The sequence below is a fragment of the Streptosporangium sp. NPDC049078 genome, assembly GCF_040648855.1.
GTDB lineage: Bacteria > Actinomycetota > Actinomycetes > Streptosporangiales > Streptosporangiaceae > Streptosporangium.
Genome location: NZ_JBEZEL010000012.1, coordinates 226,724 through 245,019, shown reverse-complemented (window position 1 = coordinate 245,019; position 18,296 = coordinate 226,724). Strand labels below are relative to the sequence as shown.

At 71.5% G+C, this 18,296-nt stretch carries 18 protein-coding genes; 9 read left to right on the top strand and 9 right to left on the bottom strand.

The features are described from left to right. The first annotated feature begins 103 nt into the window (after window positions 1-103). Window positions 104-976 carry an alpha/beta hydrolase gene (locus tag AB0B90_RS22245; protein WP_350947881.1) on the top strand — a complete coding sequence of 291 codons (873 nt, stop codon included), beginning with the start codon at window positions 104-106 and terminating at the stop codon, window positions 974-976. Between the two features lie 204 nt (window positions 977-1,180). Here the strand turns inward: AB0B90_RS22245 and AB0B90_RS22240 are convergent, their stop codons facing one another. From AB0B90_RS22240 to AB0B90_RS22230, 3 genes are all read right to left on the bottom strand, one after another. Further along, entirely contained in the window at window positions 1,181-2,098 is a 918-nt protein-coding gene (locus tag AB0B90_RS22240) for a PD-(D/E)XK nuclease family protein (RefSeq protein ID WP_350947882.1), read from the bottom strand. Next, window positions 2,099-2,821, bottom strand: coding sequence for an MBL fold metallo-hydrolase (locus AB0B90_RS22235; protein ID WP_350947883.1), 723 nt, complete (start codon window positions 2,819-2,821; stop codon window positions 2,099-2,101). Window positions 2,822-2,908: 87 nt separating this feature from the next. Then, the gene (locus AB0B90_RS22230) at window positions 2,909-3,550 is read right to left on the bottom strand and encodes a DUF6758 family protein (RefSeq protein WP_350947884.1); all 642 of its coding nucleotides are present in this window, start codon (window positions 3,548-3,550) and stop codon (window positions 2,909-2,911) included. Window positions 3,551-3,624: 74 nt separating this feature from the next. On the opposite strand from AB0B90_RS22230, the gene AB0B90_RS22225 reads away from it, so the two are divergent. Then, window positions 3,625-4,023, top strand: coding sequence for an NUDIX domain-containing protein (locus tag AB0B90_RS22225; protein ID WP_350947885.1), 399 nt, complete (start codon window positions 3,625-3,627; stop codon window positions 4,021-4,023). 153 nt (window positions 4,024-4,176) lie between these two features. On the opposite strand, the gene AB0B90_RS22220 is transcribed toward AB0B90_RS22225, so the two are convergent. Continuing rightward, the gene (locus AB0B90_RS22220; RefSeq protein WP_362924404.1) at window positions 4,177-7,350 is read right to left on the bottom strand and encodes a hypothetical protein; all 3,174 of its coding nucleotides are present in this window, start codon (window positions 7,348-7,350) and stop codon (window positions 4,177-4,179) included. Between the two features lie 382 nt (window positions 7,351-7,732). Between AB0B90_RS22220 and AB0B90_RS22215 the strand changes: the two genes are divergently transcribed. Together AB0B90_RS22215 and AB0B90_RS22210 are read left to right on the top strand one after the other, a co-directional pair. Next, entirely contained in the window at window positions 7,733-8,422 is a 690-nt protein-coding gene (locus AB0B90_RS22215; protein WP_362924402.1) for a hypothetical protein, read from the top strand. Beyond that, a complete protein-coding gene (locus tag AB0B90_RS22210) occupies window positions 8,422-8,988 on the top strand; it encodes a DUF6529 family protein (RefSeq protein WP_350947888.1) in 567 nt (188 codons plus the stop codon). The genes AB0B90_RS22215 and AB0B90_RS22210 overlap by 1 nt, the downstream gene beginning before the upstream one ends. On the opposite strand, the gene AB0B90_RS22205 is transcribed toward AB0B90_RS22210, so the two are convergent. Beyond that, window positions 8,978-9,919, bottom strand: coding sequence for a CoA ester lyase (locus AB0B90_RS22205; RefSeq protein ID WP_350947889.1), 942 nt, complete (start codon window positions 9,917-9,919; stop codon window positions 8,978-8,980). The genes AB0B90_RS22210 and AB0B90_RS22205 overlap by 11 nt on opposite strands. Before the next feature lie 238 nt (window positions 9,920-10,157). Here AB0B90_RS22205 and AB0B90_RS22200 point away from each other — a divergent pair, with 238 nt between their 5' ends. After that, the gene (locus AB0B90_RS22200) at window positions 10,158-10,733 is read left to right on the top strand and encodes a biotin transporter BioY (protein ID WP_362924400.1); all 576 of its coding nucleotides are present in this window, start codon (window positions 10,158-10,160) and stop codon (window positions 10,731-10,733) included. A 60-nt stretch (window positions 10,734-10,793) separates the two neighbouring features. Next, on the top strand, window positions 10,794-11,159 hold the full coding sequence (locus AB0B90_RS22195) for a hypothetical protein (RefSeq protein ID WP_350947891.1): 366 nt from the start codon (window positions 10,794-10,796) through the stop codon (window positions 11,157-11,159). On the opposite strand, the gene AB0B90_RS22190 is transcribed toward AB0B90_RS22195, so the two are convergent. Continuing rightward, a complete protein-coding gene (locus AB0B90_RS22190) occupies window positions 11,134-12,078 on the bottom strand; it encodes a DMT family transporter (protein WP_350947892.1) in 945 nt (314 codons plus the stop codon). The two genes, AB0B90_RS22195 and AB0B90_RS22190, sit on opposite strands and share 26 nt — an antisense overlap. Window positions 12,079-12,217: 139 nt before the next feature. On the opposite strand from AB0B90_RS22190, the gene AB0B90_RS22185 reads away from it, so the two are divergent. Next, entirely contained in the window at window positions 12,218-13,462 is a 1,245-nt protein-coding gene (locus AB0B90_RS22185) for a CBS domain-containing protein (protein ID WP_362924397.1), read from the top strand. Then, window positions 13,455-13,934 carry a DUF1003 domain-containing protein gene (locus AB0B90_RS22180; protein WP_350947894.1) on the top strand — a complete coding sequence of 160 codons (480 nt, stop codon included), beginning with the start codon at window positions 13,455-13,457 and terminating at the stop codon, window positions 13,932-13,934. The genes AB0B90_RS22185 and AB0B90_RS22180 overlap by 8 nt, the downstream gene beginning before the upstream one ends. A gap of 44 nt (window positions 13,935-13,978) precedes the next feature. Here the strand turns inward: AB0B90_RS22180 and AB0B90_RS22175 are convergent, their stop codons facing one another. Then, window positions 13,979-14,458, bottom strand: a complete 480-nt coding sequence (locus AB0B90_RS22175; RefSeq protein ID WP_362899069.1) for a MarR family transcriptional regulator — start codon at window positions 14,456-14,458, stop codon at window positions 13,979-13,981. A gap of 266 nt (window positions 14,459-14,724) precedes the next feature. Between AB0B90_RS22175 and AB0B90_RS22170 the strand changes: the two genes are divergently transcribed. Then, a complete protein-coding gene (locus AB0B90_RS22170; RefSeq protein WP_350947896.1) occupies window positions 14,725-15,867 on the top strand; it encodes an Mrp/NBP35 family ATP-binding protein in 1,143 nt (380 codons plus the stop codon). A 266-nt stretch (window positions 15,868-16,133) separates the two neighbouring features. Here the strand turns inward: AB0B90_RS22170 and AB0B90_RS22165 are convergent, their stop codons facing one another. Together AB0B90_RS22165 and AB0B90_RS22160 are read right to left on the bottom strand one after the other, a co-directional pair. Continuing rightward, window positions 16,134-16,502: a sec-independent translocase gene (locus AB0B90_RS22165; RefSeq protein WP_350947897.1), complete on the bottom strand. Its 369-nt coding sequence runs from the start codon at window positions 16,500-16,502 to the stop codon at window positions 16,134-16,136. A 120-nt stretch (window positions 16,503-16,622) separates the two neighbouring features. Next, entirely contained in the window at window positions 16,623-18,257 is a 1,635-nt protein-coding gene (locus AB0B90_RS22160; protein ID WP_362924394.1) for a trypsin-like peptidase domain-containing protein, read from the bottom strand. Window positions 18,258-18,296 lie beyond the last annotated feature (39 nt).

The following is an 18,296-nucleotide window of genomic DNA, read 5'->3' as shown; positions in this document are numbered from 1 at the left end:
CCATGAAAAGGGGCGCGACCATATCGGTAGCGCCCCTTTTCACGCTCCCGGCCCCTCGCGGACGCACGGAGCGCAGTCACCAAGAGAGGTATCGTGGGGCCACGTGAGTACGCCGCGTTTTCTGACCCTGCCTCCTGGCGTCCGCTCTCGCCAGATCGAGACGGCGGTGGGTTCCTTCGCCGTACTGGAGGCCCTGCCCGTCAGCGGCATCCCGGAGCGATGGCCCGCCCTGCTGGTGCCCGGCCTGACCGGCAGCAAGGAAGACTTCATCGCGGTCCTGCAGACTCTCGCGCAGTCGGGTCGCCAGGTCGTCGCGATCGACATGCGCGGCCAGTTCGAGACGAACGGCCCTGACGACAGGAGCGCCTACACCCGCGCCGCGCTCGGCAACGACGTCGACGTCCTGGCCCAGGTGATCGGCCACGGGGGTCCGATCCACCTGGTGGGCCACTCGTTCGGCGGCCTGGTCACCCGGGAGGCGGTCATCGACGGCCGCACCCGGTTCGTGTCCTACACGCTCATGAGCTCCGGGCCGGCCGCGATCGTCGGGCCCCGCGAGCGCGCGGGCCGCTTCATGATCTCGGAGCTGCCCGAAGTCGGTCTCGAACACCTGTGGCACACCCGGCTGGAGCCCGATGCCCTCGCCTCCGGGGTGTCCGACGAGATCATCGCCTTCCTGCGCAAGCGGCTGTTCGCCAACTCGACCGTCGGCATGCTCACGATGACCAACGAGGTGCTCACCGCGCCCGACCGGTGCGACGAGCTCACCCAGGTCGAGGTCGACACCCTGGTCCTGTACGGCGAGCACGACGACGGCTGGCCGCCGCGCATGCAGGCGGAGATGGCCCGCCGCCTGGACGCCGAGTGCGTGGTCGTCCCCGGCGCGGCCCACTCTCCCGCGGTGGAGGCACCGGAGACCACGGCCGCCGCCCTCATCCGCTTCTGGAACGCCGCCGAGAGCCGTCTCAGGAGCTGACCCCGCCAGGTGCCCGGCGGGTGGCGTCGGGTCGTCGCGTGACCGCCTTCGAACGGCGTCCCGGGTGAGCGGGTGCCGCCCCGGCGAAGGCGCGCGACGTCGAGCCCTGTCGTTCGGGCGCGGGGCCGGTGAGACGGCCCTCGCCTTCAGCGCGGGGGATCCCTCGGCTTCAGCGCGGGGGATGCCGTCGCCGAGTCCTCGCCGTCAGTCGGAGAGGGCCGCCCAGGGCTCGCGCTCGGTGCCCGCGGCCTGCCCCTCGGGACAGTGGCGGCGGAAGTCGCACCAGGAGCACAGGGGTCCCGTACGGGGTGGGAAGGCCGCGTCGATCTCGGGGGGCACGACGGGCGGGGCCTGGTCGCCGCCGCGCGCCTTCGTCGAGCCGGCTGTCGGGGCGGCTCCCTTTGGCCGGGCCGTGGCCGACCACTCCTTGTAGCGCTCGTCGGCGCCGGACGCCTCGACGGCGATCTCCTCGGCGTGGCCCAGGTGGCGGGCGAGCGACTCGTCGGTGTGCTCCCACTCCACGATCGAGGCGGTCGGCAGGTGGTGGAGCTCGACCCGGTGGCAGGGGCGGCGCATCATCCGGGAGGAGGCGATGGCGTAGACCGCCAGCGCGAGCGAGGAGCGGGCGTCGTCGGTGGTGAGCGGGCGTCTGCCGGTCTTGTAGTCGACCACGACCAACTCCTCGCCGCGCCGGTCGAGCCGGTCCACCCGGCCGGAGAGCGCGACGACGGAGGTGCGTGTGGCGACCGTACGCTCGACGCCGACCGGCTCGGCGGAGGGGTCGAGGCTCGCCACGTATCCGCTGACCATCTCCCTGGCCCGATCCCGCCAGGTCCGCGACTGCTCCGCGTCGCGGAACCCCTCGTTGATCCATCCCCTGGTGAGCAGGCTTCCCGCGACCTCGGGCGTACGCCGCTCGGGCGGCTCACGCCACCAGGCGGCGAGGGCGTTGTGGACGCTGGCGCCCACGCTGTTGTGCGCCCACGCCGGGCCCTTCCGCGGCGCGGGCCGGTCCAGGTAGGTGAACCGGTAGCGGCGGGGGCAGTCGAGCCAGTTGTTCAGCCGCGACGGCGTACAGGCGTAGAGCCGCCGCGGCATGCCCTCCAGGGGAAGCTGATCCATTTAGAGCTGTTCGTCCCGGAGGTTCAGCCGGATTCCCGCCGCGCGCGTGCCGTCGGTGAGCGGACCCTCCTCTTCCGGCGCCTCGGGGCCGCGGGTCAGCGATCCGGAGAGCCAGGCGTCGAACTGGGGCTCCAGGTCGCCGATGGTCGTCTCCTCCCCGTGCGCGGGCAGCACCCGGGTGCTGTGCGGCAGGGTGAACAGCCGCCCGCCGATCGCCGTCAGCTGGTCGGCCAGGGCGGGATACTCACCGCCGATCCTGCCGGGGCCGTCGGCCTGGAGGGTCTTGCCGGTGAAGACCGCGTCCAGGGCCTCGCAGTACAGCGAGACACCACCCTGGGAGATGCCGGGGGTGGACATGACCTCCAACTGGACGCCGCCGACCTCGAACAGGCCCTCGTCCTCCATGTCGATGTCGGGCCAGGTGTCGGGCCAGGTCAGCCGCCACAGCGGCCGGTCCTTCGGGTGAAGGGCGACCACCGCCTCGTCTCTGGCCGCGACCTCGATGGCCGCGCCCACGTGGTCGGGCAGGCCGTGGGTGCAGATGATCGCCAGCACCTCCCGCTCGCCGACCTTCTCCAGGATCTTCTCCGCGTCGCGCGCGGCGTCGATGACGATGACATCCTCGTCGTCACCCAGGATCCACGTGTTGTTCTCGACCTTGTGCTCGACGCCGTCGACATCGACGACGCCCTCGGTCACCACTCGCTCGATACGCGCTGTCACGCTTCCGAACTTTACTGCCTACACCCGCCCTCCGGTTCGGACAGAACGGTCAAGGCTCCGAACAAAGGGGACGCGAGCGGGCGAGTGTCAGGACGCCGGGACGTCCAGACGCGGGGAGAACGCCCCGAAGGGCAGGTCAAGGGCCTGGTCCTGGTCGCGCAGATCGCGCAGGGAGAGCTCGGCGAGGGTGATGAGGTAACCGGCCTCCGGGGGCCACACGACCGCCCAGAGCCAGTTTCCCAAAGCCTCACCGGCGTAGACGGCCCGGTCGGGGGCGGCGGTGACGCACCACAGGGAGCACGGATGGCCCCTGACGTCGATCTTGGCGTGCGGCGGGCCCTGGTCGAACCCGGTGCCGGGGTCGGTGCCCTCCAGCCCCGCGAACGCCGCGCCGAGCCCCACCCCGGGCTCCTCCGCGATGATCAGCAGGTCGGCGGGACCATAGGTCAGCGAGGGACCGGAGACCGCGACCACGGTGGCCCGCGTACCGCTGCGCTCGTCGCCCGCCTCGGCGAATCCCGTGACCAGCCACCCCGTGGGCAGCGGCCAGGGAACCCAGGCGGGGACGCGGGAGTCTCGGGTGACGGCCTCCACCGCGGCGGACGACGGAGGTCTGGGTGGCTGGAACGGCAGGACATCGCCGTGCGGACCGCATCTCCAGGAGCTTGACCAAGCACTCGGCGGACGAAGCGGGCCGAAACACCGTGGACAGACAGGGGCGGCTTTCACGCCTACCCACGCTGCTTCTTGTACGGGTCATCCGTCAAGAGGTTGGGGCGTTATCACAACGTAATCTTGTTCACGTGCGCGTAAATTGTGTTGGAGCGATCGTCCTCGACGGGTCGGGGCGGATGCTTCTGGTGCGTCGTGGCCACCCGCCGGGCGAAGGCCTGTGGTCCGTCCCCGGAGGGCGGGTCGAGTCCGGGGAGTCCGACTCCGAGGCGGTCGTGCGGGAGGTCCTTGAGGAGACCGGGCTCACGGTCGTTCCCGGACGTCTGGCCGGGACCGTCGACCGCCCCGGTCCCGGTGACACCGTCTACGAGATCCGCGACTACCTCGCCGAGGTCTCCGGCGGCACGCTCGCCGCGGGGGACGACGCCGCGGACGCCCGCTGGTTCACCCGCGAGGAGCTCGCGCGCCTCCCCCTCACCCCCGGCCTGCTGGACGCGCTGACCGAGTGGGCGGTCATCGCGCCGGGGTGAAGCGCCACGGGACCGCCGCGAGCGCCACGCGGCCCGGGAGCGCCGGGCGACGCGGGTGAGCGCGTGGCGCCGCGGTTTCCCGTCATCGTGACGAGGTGAGCGTAGAACGCCACAGGGTGAGGTGGTCCGCACCGTACGTGGTGGAGCCTCCTGTCATCGTGACGAGGTGAGCGTGGAACGCCACAGGGTGAGGTGGTCCGCACTGTAGGTGGTGGAGCGGCCCAGGGCGACGACCTGGGCTCCGGACACCGCCACCGCGCCGAGCCACTGGGTGCCCTCGCCGTCCAGGCTGCCCTGGCTGGGGGTGTGGCGCTGCCAGTTGAGGCCGTCCTCCGAGGTCCAGGCCGCGCTGTCGCCGGCCCCCGCCACCCCGTGCCAGCCGACGGCCACCACACCCTCGGGTGTCGCGGCGAGATCCTGGACGGCGGACGCCCGGTCCGTGGGGAACCAGGAGAACTCCCAGCTCGCCCCGTTGTCGTCGGAGACCGCGCCGAACGCCTTCCTGCCCTCCTCGGTCTGTGCCGTGCCCGCCGCGACGACGTACCCGCCGTACAGGACCACGTGCCGCAGGCCCGCGGACGTCGCCCCCGGCGGCAGGACCGGCTTGCGCGCGGTCCAGTTGACCCCGTCGGCCGACACCCACACCACGCCGGTCTCGCGCTCGGCCGTACCGGTGCCGCCGACGGCGACGTACCCGGACGAGGTCGCCGAGACGTCGTACAGCCGCACCCCCGTACCGCCCGCGGGAAGCTTGGACGCCCTGGAGAAGCGCTTGAGGTCGGCGGAGAACCACAGGACGGGCACGGTGGCGGCGGGGCCGCGGTCCTCGCCCGCCATGACGTAGCCGGACGGCCCCGCCGCCACCGCGTGCGGGGCGAGGAAGTCGTGGTCGCCCGCCGGCGCGAGGGGTCCGAGCACCGGCACCCTGCGCCAGCTCTCGCCGTCCGCGGAGGTGAACAGCAGGGGCTCGGTGGAGGAGGCGTCGGTCATCGTGCTGCCCGCCGCCAGCCAGCCCCGCCTGCCGTGCGCGACGTCGGCGAGCGCCTGTCGCCTCGGGCCGCCGAAGAGCCGCGCGGGGCCGCCCGGCTTCCAGGCTTCTCCGGCGGCGCTGCTCCAGATCCCGGCGTCGCCGGAGACGGTGCCCACCGCGACGAACCTGCCGTCCCCCGACGCCACCCTGGCCGTCTCGCGGGCGGCTCTGGCGAGGCCCTGGATGCCGCTCAGCGGGACCGGCCTCGCCTCGCCCCCCTTGGGCGCGGTGATGAGGACCACCCGGTTGTCCACGTCGGCGGCGCGTTCGTCGCCGCCGACGACGAGCGTGCCGGTGTCGGACAGCGCGAGCGCGCGCAGCGAGCCGGGCACCTCGCCGAGATCGGTGGTCTTGCTCCAGTCGCGGCCGTCCTCGCTGGTGTGGACGGTGTAGCGCTCGAAGCCGGACTCGACGACCGCGGCCACCCCCGCCGAGGAGGAGGCGAGGCGCTTGACACCCGTGCCCTCCTGCCCCAGGCCGGTGATGGCGCCGCAGGCCTTCCAGTCGGCACCCTCCTTGGAGCAGTAGACGCGGACCTCGCCCTTGTCGCTGCGCTGCTGGGTCGGTACGAGGACGAACCCGTCGCCGGCCACGGCCAGCGCGCCCGGCTCGGGGATGACGTCGTTGAGCGCGGCGCCGGTGCGCTGCCAGTTCCTGCCGCCGTCGGACGAGCGCAGGATGACCGAGGTGGACTGCCCCTGGGCCGGGTCCGCCAGCGCGACGACGGCGCCGCCCCTGGCGACCACCGCCTTCATGCCGCGCACCTTGTCCGGCATGCCGATCTCCCGGGTCTCCACCCGGTCCCAGGCGCGCCCGTCCGAGGAGACCCAGGCGACGGCCCCGGTGGTGCCGTCGTCCAGTACGGCGGCGCCGACCGCGACGAACCCGGAATCGGTCCTCGCCAGATCCATGATCTTGTCCCCGCGGGCGAAGGCGTCCAGCCCGCCGGGGTCGGCCGCGGTCCAGGCGTAGCCGTCGGAGCTGGTCCACAGGCCGTGCCCGCCGCCGAGGGGGTCGTTCCCTGCCGCCAGCCAGAGGCCGTCGCCGCCCGCCACCCGGCCCACCGTGGTCGGCCCCGTCTCGTACCCCTCCGGGCCGGTCACCTTGCCCAGCTGCCAGGTCGTGCCACCGTCGGGGGAGACGAGGAACAGCGGCCTGGGGACCGGGCTGGTGGTGTCGCTGCCGACCGCGACCATGACGGAACCCACCGAGGCCACCGCGTTGAGCACCTGGTTGGATCCGTTGCCGCCGACACCGGCCTGCGGCACGAAGTTGTCGTCGCCCGACGTCACCTCGTCACCGACCAGCCGGAGTCCGGTGGCGAACGGGCTGCTCACCCAGCCCCACAGGACCAGGCCGCCGCCGACCGCGACGGTGAGGACCAGGACCATCAGGAACGGGATCACCAGACCACGGCCGCGCCTGCGCCTGGTCGGGCTGGAGCGGCGCACGGCGGAGGGCGCGGTGGCCGGGCGGTGGTGCCGCCCGCCGTTCGTCCCCCGCCTGCCCGGCGGGCCCTGCGCGACGAGCATGTCGGGCCTGGCGGGCCTGCCGCCCGGTGGGCGCCCCACTCTTCGTACGGGCTCGAAGTCGTCCTCGGCCGTCGCGGAGGGCCACTCGGGCTCGGGTTCGGGTTCGGACGCCGGCCCGGACGGCGCTCCGCGCTCGGGTCCGGGCTCCGGCGCCGGTTCCGGTGTCGCCGCGATGCTCGGCTCGACCCTGATCCGCTCCTCGGCGGAGGGCTGCGAGGACTCCTTTCTCCCGCTCCCTCCCGGTTCGCGGGGCGGCCCCGAGGCGACGAGGAGGTCGGGGCGATCCGCCCTTCTCCTCCTCCCGCGCTCTGGAGCCGGTCCTGAGGCGACGAGAAGGTCAGGACGGTCCGCCAGCCGCGGCCGCCCCTGATCGGGCGTGGCGTGGCGTCCCTGCCCCGCTGACCGCTCCTCCTCGCCCGAGGGGTCGGCGGAGGTCTCCGGCGCGGGCGAGGGGCCCGAGGATTGGGAGGAGGGGCCGTAGGGGCGGGCGTACGGTCGGCGGCGCTCGCTCCCGAGTCCTTCGGGGCGGGCCTGCTGCGGCTCGCCGTCGTCCGGGGTCGGCGCGGCGAACGGCGGGAGCATCCACGGGGAGGCCATCGGACGCCCTCGCGTGCCGTCGTCCGAGGGGCCCGGCGGGGAGTGCTGGATCGTCGGCGGTGACGTCTGGGGCTCCTGGGACCTGCCTTCGTGTATAGCGTCGTCGTGCACGCCGTCGTCGTCCGCCGGCCACTCTTGCGAGCGCGGGTCGTGGGGGCCCGAGGCCACGCTCAGCACCTCCTTGCAGGAAGCCCATTCAGACCGGGACAACTCGCCCCGGACCGTTCCAGTCGTCTCCGTAACAGCAGGCCGCAACCCCTATGGATGCGGCAAATCGCAGCGTTCCTACTAGTACCCCGTTCTCCGGAAACGATCACCTCCCGCGACCGGATACCCGGTCCCCGGCCGTACACAGTCAAGAGCAACACGTCCGGGCCGCGATGACGAGACCTCTCTAGTCAGATTTTTCAATCCAGTACCGGAATTATCCGGCTTTCTCGTAGTTCGGCGAGGAACCAAGATCGTCCTTCCGAGTGCGGATTAGTTCACAGACGCCCGGAACCACGGCCGGTACATCTGATGTCACCATTCACCACCCCAGGGAGCGAATATGACACGGCTGGGGCCCGTATACACACTGGCGGCAGGAGCGGTGATGGCCGTCGCCCTCGGCGTGGCCAGCGCCACCACCTCGCCCGCCACCCGGACCGTCAACGCCCAGGACGACGCACGGCCCGTCGACGCCCAGGACGACGCACCCGCCACGCCCGCCCGGGCCGCCACGGAGGCGTCGCCCACGCCGGAGGTCGTCAAGACGGCCAGGCCCACCCCCGCCAAGGCCGACTACGCCGGGCGGGTCACCGGCAACGGCGGCCTGATCGCCGTCTCCGTCAGGAACGGCAAGGCGGTCGGCTACTTCTGCGACGGCAGGATCGAGGCCTGGATGAAGGGCAGGGCCGCCGACGGCAAGGTCACCCTGTCCGGCCGCGGCGACGCCTCGCTCACCGCCCGTCTCAGCGGCGGCGTCGCCGCGGGAACCCTCGGTTTCGGCGGCAGGAAGTGGAGCTTCAAGGCTCCGACCGTGAAGAAGCCCTCCGGCCTCTACCGGGCGACCGCGCTCGTCCGCGGCGCCGACGTCCGCGCCGGATGGATCTATCTCGACGACGGCACCAGGGTCGGCCTCACCCTCGTGGGCGACGAGGTCGCCGACGTGCCGATCCCCGAGCCCGGCGAGAACGCCGTCGTGGACGGCGTGGAGGTCGATCCCCGGGACGTCGACGAGTTCATCGAGGAGTTCTGATGAGTGACACGCAGATCACACCGGTCCCGCAGCGGCGGGCCAACAACGTCGCCCCGCTCCTCGTCCCGCTCGTCGTCGGCGGGCTGGTGGCGGTCGGGCTCGGCGTCTACGGGCGGGTCCACACGCCCACCGGGTACGCGATCGGGCCGGCCGGATTCTCCGGGGCGCTGGCGATGAAGTCCTGGCTCACCACCGGCGCGTTCCTGCTGGCGTTCGTCCAGCTCTTCTCCGCCCTGGTCATGTGGGGCCGGATCAAGCTGGACGTGCCGTGGATCGGTGCCCTGCACCGCTGGTCGGGGCGGGCGGCGTTCCTGCTCACGATCCCGGTGGCACTGCACTGCCTGTACGCGCTGGGCGCCCAGTTCGACGTGCCGCGCGTGATGATCCACTCACTGCTCGGCTGCTTCTTCTACGGCGTCTTCACCGCGAAGATGCTGTCGCTGCCCAGGCGGGGTCTGCCCGGCTGGACCCTCCCTGTCCTCGGCGGGCTCACCTTCGTCGCCCTCACCGGCCTCTGGCTCACCTCGTCGTTCTGGTTCTTCACCACGATCGGGGTCAGGTTGTAGGCGGAGTGAAGGCCGTGGTGCGCCGCAGACCGGCGGCCCTGCCCTTCGCCGCGACCACCAGCGCCATCTTCCTGGACGCCTCGTCGATCATCTCGTCGCCGAGCATGACCGCGCCGCGCCTCTCGACCGTCGTGTAGTACTCGTACGCGTCGAGGATCAGCTCGGCGTGGTCGTAGTCCTCCTGCGGCGGCGAGAACACCTCGTTCGCGGCCTCGATCTGGGAGGGGTGGAGCACCCACTTCCCGTCGAACCCGAGCGCCGCGGCCCGCCCCGCCACCCGGCGGAACCCGTCGAGATCCCTGATGGCGAGGTACGGGCCGTCGATGGCCTGCAGGTCGTGCGTCCTCGCGGCCATCAGGATGCGCATCAGGATGTAGTGGTAAGCGTCGCCCTCGGTGTAGCCGGGCGGCTGCTCACCGACCACCAGGGTCCGCATGTTGATCGAGGCCATGAAGTCGGCCGGGCCGAACACGAGCGTCTCCAGGCGTGGGGACGCGCCGCCGATGGCGTCCACGTTGACCAGGCCCCTCGCGTTCTCGATCTGGGCCTCGATGCCGATCCCGCCGACCGGCAGGCCGTTCGCCCTCTCGATCTGGGTGAGCAGCGTGTCGAGCCACATCACCTGGGCCGCGTCCTCCACCTTGGGCAGCATCAGGCAGTCGAGGAACTCCCCCGCGCCCTCCACGACCTCGATGACGTCCCGGTAGGTCCACTGGGTGCCGAGGTCGTTGACCCGGACGACCCTCGTCCTGCCCGACCAGTCACCCTCGCGCAGGGCGGCCACGACGTTCTTGCGCGCGCCCTCCTTGGCGAGCGGCGCGACGGAGTCCTCCAGGTCGAGGAAGACCTCGTCGGCGGGGAGCCCCTGGGCCTTCTCCAGGAATCTGGGGTTGCTGCCGGGCACCGCGAGACACGAACGTCGAGAACGCATGGGGAACACGCTAACGCCCTCGGGGAGGCGGACGGCAGGCCGGGCGGCGCCACGCCCACGCGCCGGGACGAGCCGGGCGACGCCGTGACCTCGGCCGGAACACGCCGGGTGAGGGCGAGGACACCCCTGTGGCCTCCGCACAAAGACCCCGCCCTGTTCTTGGTGATGATCTCGTAGGACCCTTGCCTGAGATGTCAGAAGAATGGACATCAGAAATCTGCCAAGGGAGACACGCACGATGGCAAACGCTTCTTCGGTGGCAAGGCCCGCCGTACTGTCCGACCTCATCCCGGCGTCGCGCGTCCGCGACGTCGCGCTCGTGGTCGGCGGCGCCGCCCTGACGGGCCTGGCCGCGCAGCTGAGCTTCCCGCTGCCCGGCTCACCGGTTCCGGTCAGCGGCCAGACCTTCGCGGTCGTGCTGGTCGGCGCCGCCCTCGGCATGAACCGCGCGACGCTGAGCATGGCGCTCTACATGCTGGTCGGTGTCGCGGGCGTGCCGTGGTTCGCCGACGGCGCCTCCGGCTTCGGCGGGGCGTCCTTCGGATACGTCATCGGCTTCATCCCGGCGGCGGCCATCGTCGGCAAGCTCGCCGAACGCGGAGGCGACCGCACCGTGCCGCGCACGATCGGCACGATGCTCCTCGGCAACCTGGTCATCTACGCCTTCGGCCTGCCGGTCCTCATCGCCGTCGCCCAGCTGGATCTCGCCACCGGCCTCGCCCTGGGCGTGGTGCCCTTCCTGCTCGGCGACGCCGTCAAGATCGTCATCGCGGCGGGACTGCTCCCGGCCGCCTGGAAGCTCTCCCGGCGCTGACCCGGCGACGTGTACGGCCTGCACCGCCATTCGGGGAGGCACAGGCCGTACATTCGTCTCATGGGTGTGATCGAGGAGGGCGCGAAGAAGTCGAGTGTCCTGTGGCTGTCGCTGGACCGGCCCCGGCTGGCCTGGCACACCTGGCACGACGGCGCGATCTACCTGGTCACCGGCGGGGGCGAGCAGCCGCTGCCGGGGCTGGCGGAGGCCGGGGAGGTGCGGGTGACGCTGCGCAGCAAGGACAACGGCGGGCGCCTGGTCGCCTTCGACGCCTCCGTGGAGGTGGTGGACCAGGCGAAGGCCCCGGACGCGGTGGCCGCGCTCGCCAAGGAGCGGCTCAACGCCCCCGACGGGGCGAGGCTTCTGGAGCGCTGGGCCACGGTTTCCAAGGTGATACGGCTCACCCCACGCGAGCCGGTTCCCTGACCTCTTCGACGGGTGAGGGCAGCGCGGCCGTGGCCCGCTGCGCCAGGTAGGCGCCGACCAGGACGATCAGGCCACCCGCGATCTGGAAGGGGCCGAGTGCCTCGCCCAGCAGGATCCAGGCGACCACCGCCCCGGCGATGACCTCCAGAGAGGCGACGGTGGAGCCGATCGCGGCCGACAGGCGGCGGATCGCGAGGACGCCGAGGATGTAGGCGGCGGCCGTGGCGACCACGATCAGCCAGATCAGCGCCCCGACGACCGGCAGCGTGTGGCCGCCCTCGGGGGTGGCCGTCCCGCTGATCGCCTCCCAGGGGATGTTCCACGGCTGGGAGAACGGCAGGAGCACCACGGCGGCGCCGAGCAGGCCCCAGGCGATCAGGCCGAGCGGGTCGATGTCGTCGCCGAAACTGTCACTGAGCAGGAAGTATCCGGCGCAGCACGTCATCGCGACGAAGGCCAGCAGCAGGCCCACCGGGTCGAGGGCGAGACCGGACCAGACCTCCACCACGATGCCGAGGCCGACCACGGCGACGACGGCACCGACGAAGGCCGCCCGCGGCAGCCGTACCCGCCGGACGAACCGTACCCAGAGCACCACCAGCACCGGCGAGGTGTACTCGATGAGCAGGGTGACGCCGACCGGCAACCGGGTGATCGCCGCGAAGAACAGCGCCTGCACACCGGCGACCGCGACCACCGCGTACACCAGGAGGAACGGCAGCCGCGAGCGGGGGATGCGCAGGGCCGCGGGCCGGGCGACCGCGAGGATGCCGACGAGCAGCAGCCCGGCGCCCGCCATGCGGATCCAGACCGCCTCCAGCGGGGCGAGTCCCGCCGCGCCCAGATATCTGGCCATGGGACCCGAGAAGGCGAAGGCCAGGGACGACGCGAGCGCGATCAGGAGTCCTGCACGTCTCATGACCCACCATTTCTGTAATTACCGTTAAGCAGCTTTGATGCTGTCACGGTGGGGCGTCGGGCAGCAAGTGAGTTCCGCCATGTGAGCAGGGGAGCATGGCGGGGGCCGGTCGGTCCGGGATGCGGCCTACGCTTCAGATGTGAGGATCTTCATCGCACGTCTCGCCGGAACCCCGGTCTTCGACCCCGTGGGGGACCAGATCGGCCGGGTCCGCGACGTGGTGGTGGCCATCGCCGGAAGCGATCCGCCGCACGTGCACGGGCTGGTCGTCGAGGTGCAGCCCCGGCGGAGGGTCTTCCTGCCGATCACCCGGATACGCTCCGCCAAGGCCGGCGCCGTCGTCTTCAGCGGCCAGCTCAACATGCGCAGGTTCGAACAGCGGGCGACCGAGACCCTCGCCATCACCGAGCTGCTCGACCTCGGCGTGGAGGTCGACGGCGAGCGGATGACGGTCCTGGATCTGGCCATGGAGGAGACCAGGCACTCGGAGTGGCTGATCACCAAGGTGGCGGTGATCGAGAGCCCTCCCGGCCTGGGGCTGCGCCGGCGCGGCGCGACCAGGATCGTCGACTGGCGCGAGGTCCACGGCTTCGGCGCCGTCCAGAAGGACCAGGGCGCGGCCAACCTGCTGGTCGCCTTCGAGTCGATGCGCGCCGCCGACCTGGCCGGCGCCCTGCACGAGTTGCCCGCCAAGCGGCGGGTCGAGGTGGCCGCCGCCCTCGACGACGTACGGCTCGCGGACGTGCTCGAGGAACTTCCCGAGCGGGACCAGATCGGCATCCTGAGCAGGCTCGCCCCCGAGCGGGCCGCGGACGTGCTGGAGGAGATGAACCCCGACGACGCGGCCGACCTGCTCCAGGACCTCCCCGCCGAGCAGGCCGAGGCGCTGATGGCCCTGATGGAGCCCGAGGAGGCCGCACCGATCAGGCGGCTGCTGATCTACCCGGAGAACACCGCGGGCGGCATGATGACGAGCGAGCCGGTCATCCTGCCGCCGAGCGCGACGGTCGCCGAGGCACTCGCCAACATCCGCCAGCGCGAACTCACCCCGGCCGTGGCCGCGCAGGTCTACGTGACCCGGCCGCCCGTCGAGACGCCCACCGGCCGCTTCCTCGGCCTGGCCCACTTCCAGCGGCTGCTGCGCGAGCCGCCCTCGACCCTGCTCGGCGGCATCCTGGACACCTCCCTCGACCCGATCAGGCCCTCCTTCACCCTGCACCAGGTCACCTCCTACCTGGCCAACTACAATCTCGTGGCGGCTCCCGTGGTGAACGAGGCGGGACGCCTGGTCGGCGCGGTCACCGTCGACGACGTGCTCGACCACCTGCTGCCGGACGACTGGCGCGAGCGGGACGACCGACCGAGAGAGGGCGGGAATGGCTGACCGTCTCGACCAGCCCAGGCAGCCCGGCCTTCGGTTGCGCCCGCACTACGACCCCGAGGCGTTCGGGCGGCTGTCGGAGCGGATCGCCCGTTTCCTCGGCACCGCCAGGTTCCTGGTCTACATGACGGTTTTCGTCACCGTCTGGGTGCTGTGGAACGTCCTCGTCCCCCACACGCTGAAGTTCGACCCCTACCCCTTCATCTTCCTCACGCTGATCCTGTCGCTCCAGGCCTCGTACGCGGCGCCGCTGATCCTGCTCGCCCAGAACCGGCAGGACGACCGCGACCGGGTCCAGAACGAGAACGACCGCAGGGCGGCGGAGCGCAACCAGGCCGACCTGGACTACCTCACCCGGGAGATCGCCGCCCTGCGCATGGCGCTCGGCGAGGTGGCCACCCGCGACTACATCCGTTCGGAGCTGCAGCGTCTGCAGGAGGATCTCGCCGAGCCCCAGAGGTCCATGGAGCCGTGAGCCCGCGCTCCGGCCGGGCAGGCGAAGGCTCAGCAGGCGAGGGCTCAGTACGGGTCGGTGCCGGAGCCGGGAAAAAGCTTGTTCAGCATGTCCGCGCACCGCCGCAGCTCGTCGGGGTCGAGCATGTCCAGGAACTGGCCGCGGATCCCGCGCAGGTAGGTGGGGCCGGCCTCGGCCAGCCGCGCGGCCCCCTCGTCGGTGAGGACGGCGAACAGGCCGCGCGCGTCGCTGGGGCACGCCTCGCGCTCGACCAGGCCGTCGCGCTGGAGACGATCGATGAGCCGGGTCAGGCCGCTGCGCGACAACAGCACCCTGTCCGCCAGGTCGTTCATCCTCAGCCGCCGCTCGGGCGCCTCCGACAGCTGCGACAGGACCTCGTACGAGGCCAGGGCCAGGTCGTGCTCGACCAGCAGGTCGGCCTCCAGCACCCGGGTGATGCGGACCTGGGCCCGCTGGAGCATGCGCCAGACCACCAGCTCCTCCGAGCCGGTGCTCCCTCTTGACTCGCCCGCTGTGAGGGTCACGGAGTAACCTTAGAACGTTGCACGTGCACCTACACAGCGGATTGTCCGAATCCAGCGACCATCACCGGTTTCGGAATTCCTTCCGGTGTTCTCGGGTTCATACCATGGACTTACGACGCCGACCGCTCCCTGACGGGATCGGCCTCCTGCCAAGCCATACGGGCGCCACGACGGGCAGGGCCCGCCTGTGAGACGCCTCATCGATAACAGACAAGGAGGGACGGCATCCTCGTCGCCCCCGGGGTGACGTGATTGCCGACACTTCGATGGCACCTACCACGGAACTGGTGATGGCCGCCCTCGCGACCGTCAACGACCCTGAGATCCGTCGGCCGATCACCGAACTCGACATGGTCAAGAGCGTCGACATCTCCCCCGAGGGAGCCGTACGTGTCGCGATCTACCTGACGGTTTCGGGTTGTCCCATGAAGGACACCATCACCCGAGACGTCACCGGCGCCGTCTCCAAGGTCGACGGGGTGACCGGTGTCTCCGTCGAGATGGACGTGATGAGCACCGAGCAGCGCAAGACGCTGCAGACCAAGTTGCGGGGCGCGAAGGGGCCGGAGAAGGAGATCCCCTTCGCCCAGCCCGGCTCGCTGACCCGTGTCTTCGCGGTCGCCTCGGGCAAGGGCGGCGTCGGCAAGTCGTCCGTCACCGTCAACCTGGCCGCCGCGATGGCCGCGAGCGGCCTGAAGGTCGGCGTCGTCGACGCCGACATCTACGGCCACAGTGTGCCGCGCATGCTCGGCGTCTCCGAGCGCCCCACCAAGGTCGAGGACATGATCATGCCGCCGGTGGCGCATGACATCAAGGTCATCTCGGTCGGCATGTTCAAGCCGGAGGGCAACACCCCGGTCGTGTGGCGTGGCCCGATGCTCGACCGTGCCCTGCACCAGTTCCTCGCCGACGTCTACTGGGGCGACCTGGACGTGCTTCTGATGGACCTGCCCCCGGGCACCGGTGACATCGCGATCTCCGTGGCGCAGCGGATGCCGTCCGCCGAACTCCTGGTGGTGACCACCCCGCAACAGGCCGCCGCCGAGGTCGCCGAGCGCGCGGGGTCGATCGCCGTCCAGACCCACCAGCAGATCGCCGGTGTCATCGAGAACATGTCGTGGCTGCCCTGCCCGCACTGCGACGAGCGGATCTCGGTCTTCGGCGAGGGCGGCGGCCAGACCGTGGCCGACGCGCTCACCCGCACCCTGGGCTCCCGCGTGCCGCTGCTGGGCCAGGTGCCCATCGACACGCGGCTGCGCGAGGGCGGCGACGAGGGCAAGCCGCTCGTGCTGACCGACCCGGACGCCCCGGCCGCGGCCGAGTTGAGCCGCATCGCCGCGTCCCTCAGCAAGAAGTCGACCAGCCTCAAGGGGCTCCAGCTCGGCATCTCGCCCACCCGGCGCGGCTGAGGCGACCGGGCCGGCCGAGCCAGAGGCCAACGGACCGGTCTCTCGGGACCTGGAGCGGCCTCTCCCGCGACGCGACGACGGCGGCGTCCCCGGAACCGGGGACGCCGCCGTCGGCCGTGTGAGGCGCACCTCAGCCGCGCGAAACGGAAAAACTACGCAAAGTTCAAATAGCTGGTGTGCCGACACGCGACCTTGCCGGGGAAACCAGACCCGAAAGGAATCGGTCACCCGGCCGGGAGACCCGGCCGGCGTTCGGAGACGGGCCGCTAGGTCGCGTCGGAGTCGTACGGGGGGATCTCGCCGTACCCCAGCTCCCCGCCGCCGCTCATCGCGTGGTGGTCGGCCGCCGGTTCCGCGGTGGCGGTGGTCTTCGAAGTGCCGTTCAGATCGTCCTCAAGATCGGCGATGAGGTGCTTTCTGACGAAGTTCTTCGGGTTGAGGTCGGCCGGGTCGAAGTCGGCGAACTCGGGACCGAGCCCCGACCGCAGGTCGTCTCTCGCGTTGTTGGCCATCCGGCGCAGGTTGCGTATCGTCTTGCCCGCCTGCGAGGCGGCCTGGGGCAGTTTCTCCGGGCCGAAGACGAGAAGGGCGATCACCACCAGCGCCACGATCTCAGGCCAGCCGAGTCCGAACACGGTGATCTCCTACCGGGAGGAAGGTGCCAGAGGCACCTCTCCGGCCACACGCCGGAGAGGTTCCACACTAACGCCCCCACCGGTGAGCACGCGCCTCACCCCGCCTCTCAAAAGGGCCGCTCAGGAGGGTTGGGGTGAGGGCTGCTCGGGGGCGGTGCCGACGGTGACGGTCGCGGTCTTCTCCTCACCGCCGCGCTGGTACTTGACCGCGAGCTTCTCACCGGGAGCCCTGTTACGGATCATGGCGATCAGCTCGTTGCCGTCCTGGAGCACAACACCGTCGATCTCCAGGATGACGTCTCCGGGCTTGAGGCCCGCCTGTGCCGCGGGGCCGTTCGGCTCGACCGGCTGGGTGCCCTGCCTGGACTCGGTGGCGATGCGCACCCCGACGCCCTGGTAGGTCGGGTCGATCGCGACGCCGATGCGCGACTTCTTCGCCTTGCCCGTGGTGATCAGCTCCTCGGCGACCCGCCTGGCGTGGTTCACCGGGATGGCGAAGCCGAGGCCGATGCTGCCGCTCTGGCCGCCGACCGACCTGCCGAGCGTGGCGATCGCCGAGTTGACGCCGATCACCTCACCGTTCACGTTGACCAGCGGTCCCCCCGAGTTGCCGGGGTTGATGGCCGCGTCGGTCTGCACGGCGCTGAGCCAGGTGGTGTCGGAGCTGTTCTCCTCACCCGCCTGGACGGGCCGGTTGAGCGAGCTGACGATGCCGGAGGTCACGGTGCCGGTCAGGCCCAGCGGGGATCCGATCGCGATGACCGGGTCTCCCACGACCACGTTGTCCGAGTTGCCGAGAACGATCTCGGGGGCGCCGAAGGTCTCCGCGGGCTTGACCACGGCCAGGTCGGACTCGGGGTCACGGCCCACGACGACGGCCGAGGTGGACTTGCGGTTGTTGAACTGGATCTGGATCTGGACGCGCGAGTCGGCGTTGGCCACCACGTGGTTGTTGGTCACCACGTAGCCGCCCTTGATCAGGAAGCCCGAACCGGTGCTGGAACTCGCCCCGCCCTCGACGGCGAGTGACACCACGCTGGGCAGGACCTTCGAGGCCACGCCCGCGACCGACTCCGGAGGCCGGACGTTGGAGCCCGTCGGCGCCCCGCCCAGGCTGAAGGAGGGGTCGCGCCCCGAGCCCGCGGGCTTGGTGAGGAGATAGGTGCCGACGCTGCCGAGCGTGGAGGCGAGCAGCGCGATCACCAGGCCGAGGATCACCAGCGTGGTGGTGCGAGGCCCACTCCTGGCGGGCCTGGGCGGCGAACCGCCGAAGCCGCCGAAACCTCCGGGGCCCACGGGGGCCCCGGGCGGCGGCGCCCACCCGGGCCCCATGCCGAACGCCTGGGTGGGCGGAGGGGGCTGAGCGGACTGGGAGGCGAAGACCATCGTGTCCTGCCTGGGCGGCCTGCCCGAGGGGTCGCCCCAGCTGTGGCCCACGGGACCGGGGCCCTGGTCGCCCTCGTCGGGCGGCAGGTGCCTGTCGTGGTGGAGCGGCTCTGGCTGGTCCTGCGGCCTGCCCCACCGGGCGTGGTCGGACTGAGGACCCGGCCGGCTCCAGCCGTCGCCGTCGCGGGGCTGCTCGGCCTGGAAGGGAGCACCCTCTCCGGCGGGCAGGAACTCGGGACGGGAGAACTCGGGGCCGGATAAGTCGGGGCGGCGGGACTCCTGGGTCTCGTGTCCGCCGTCGGCGAATTCCGACGGCGTACGGCCCTCAGCATCGTTCGCCTCGCGGGCAGTACGGGCGTCGTCGGTCATCGAATACTCACTACTCCTTGACTCGCGGACGGCCGCTCA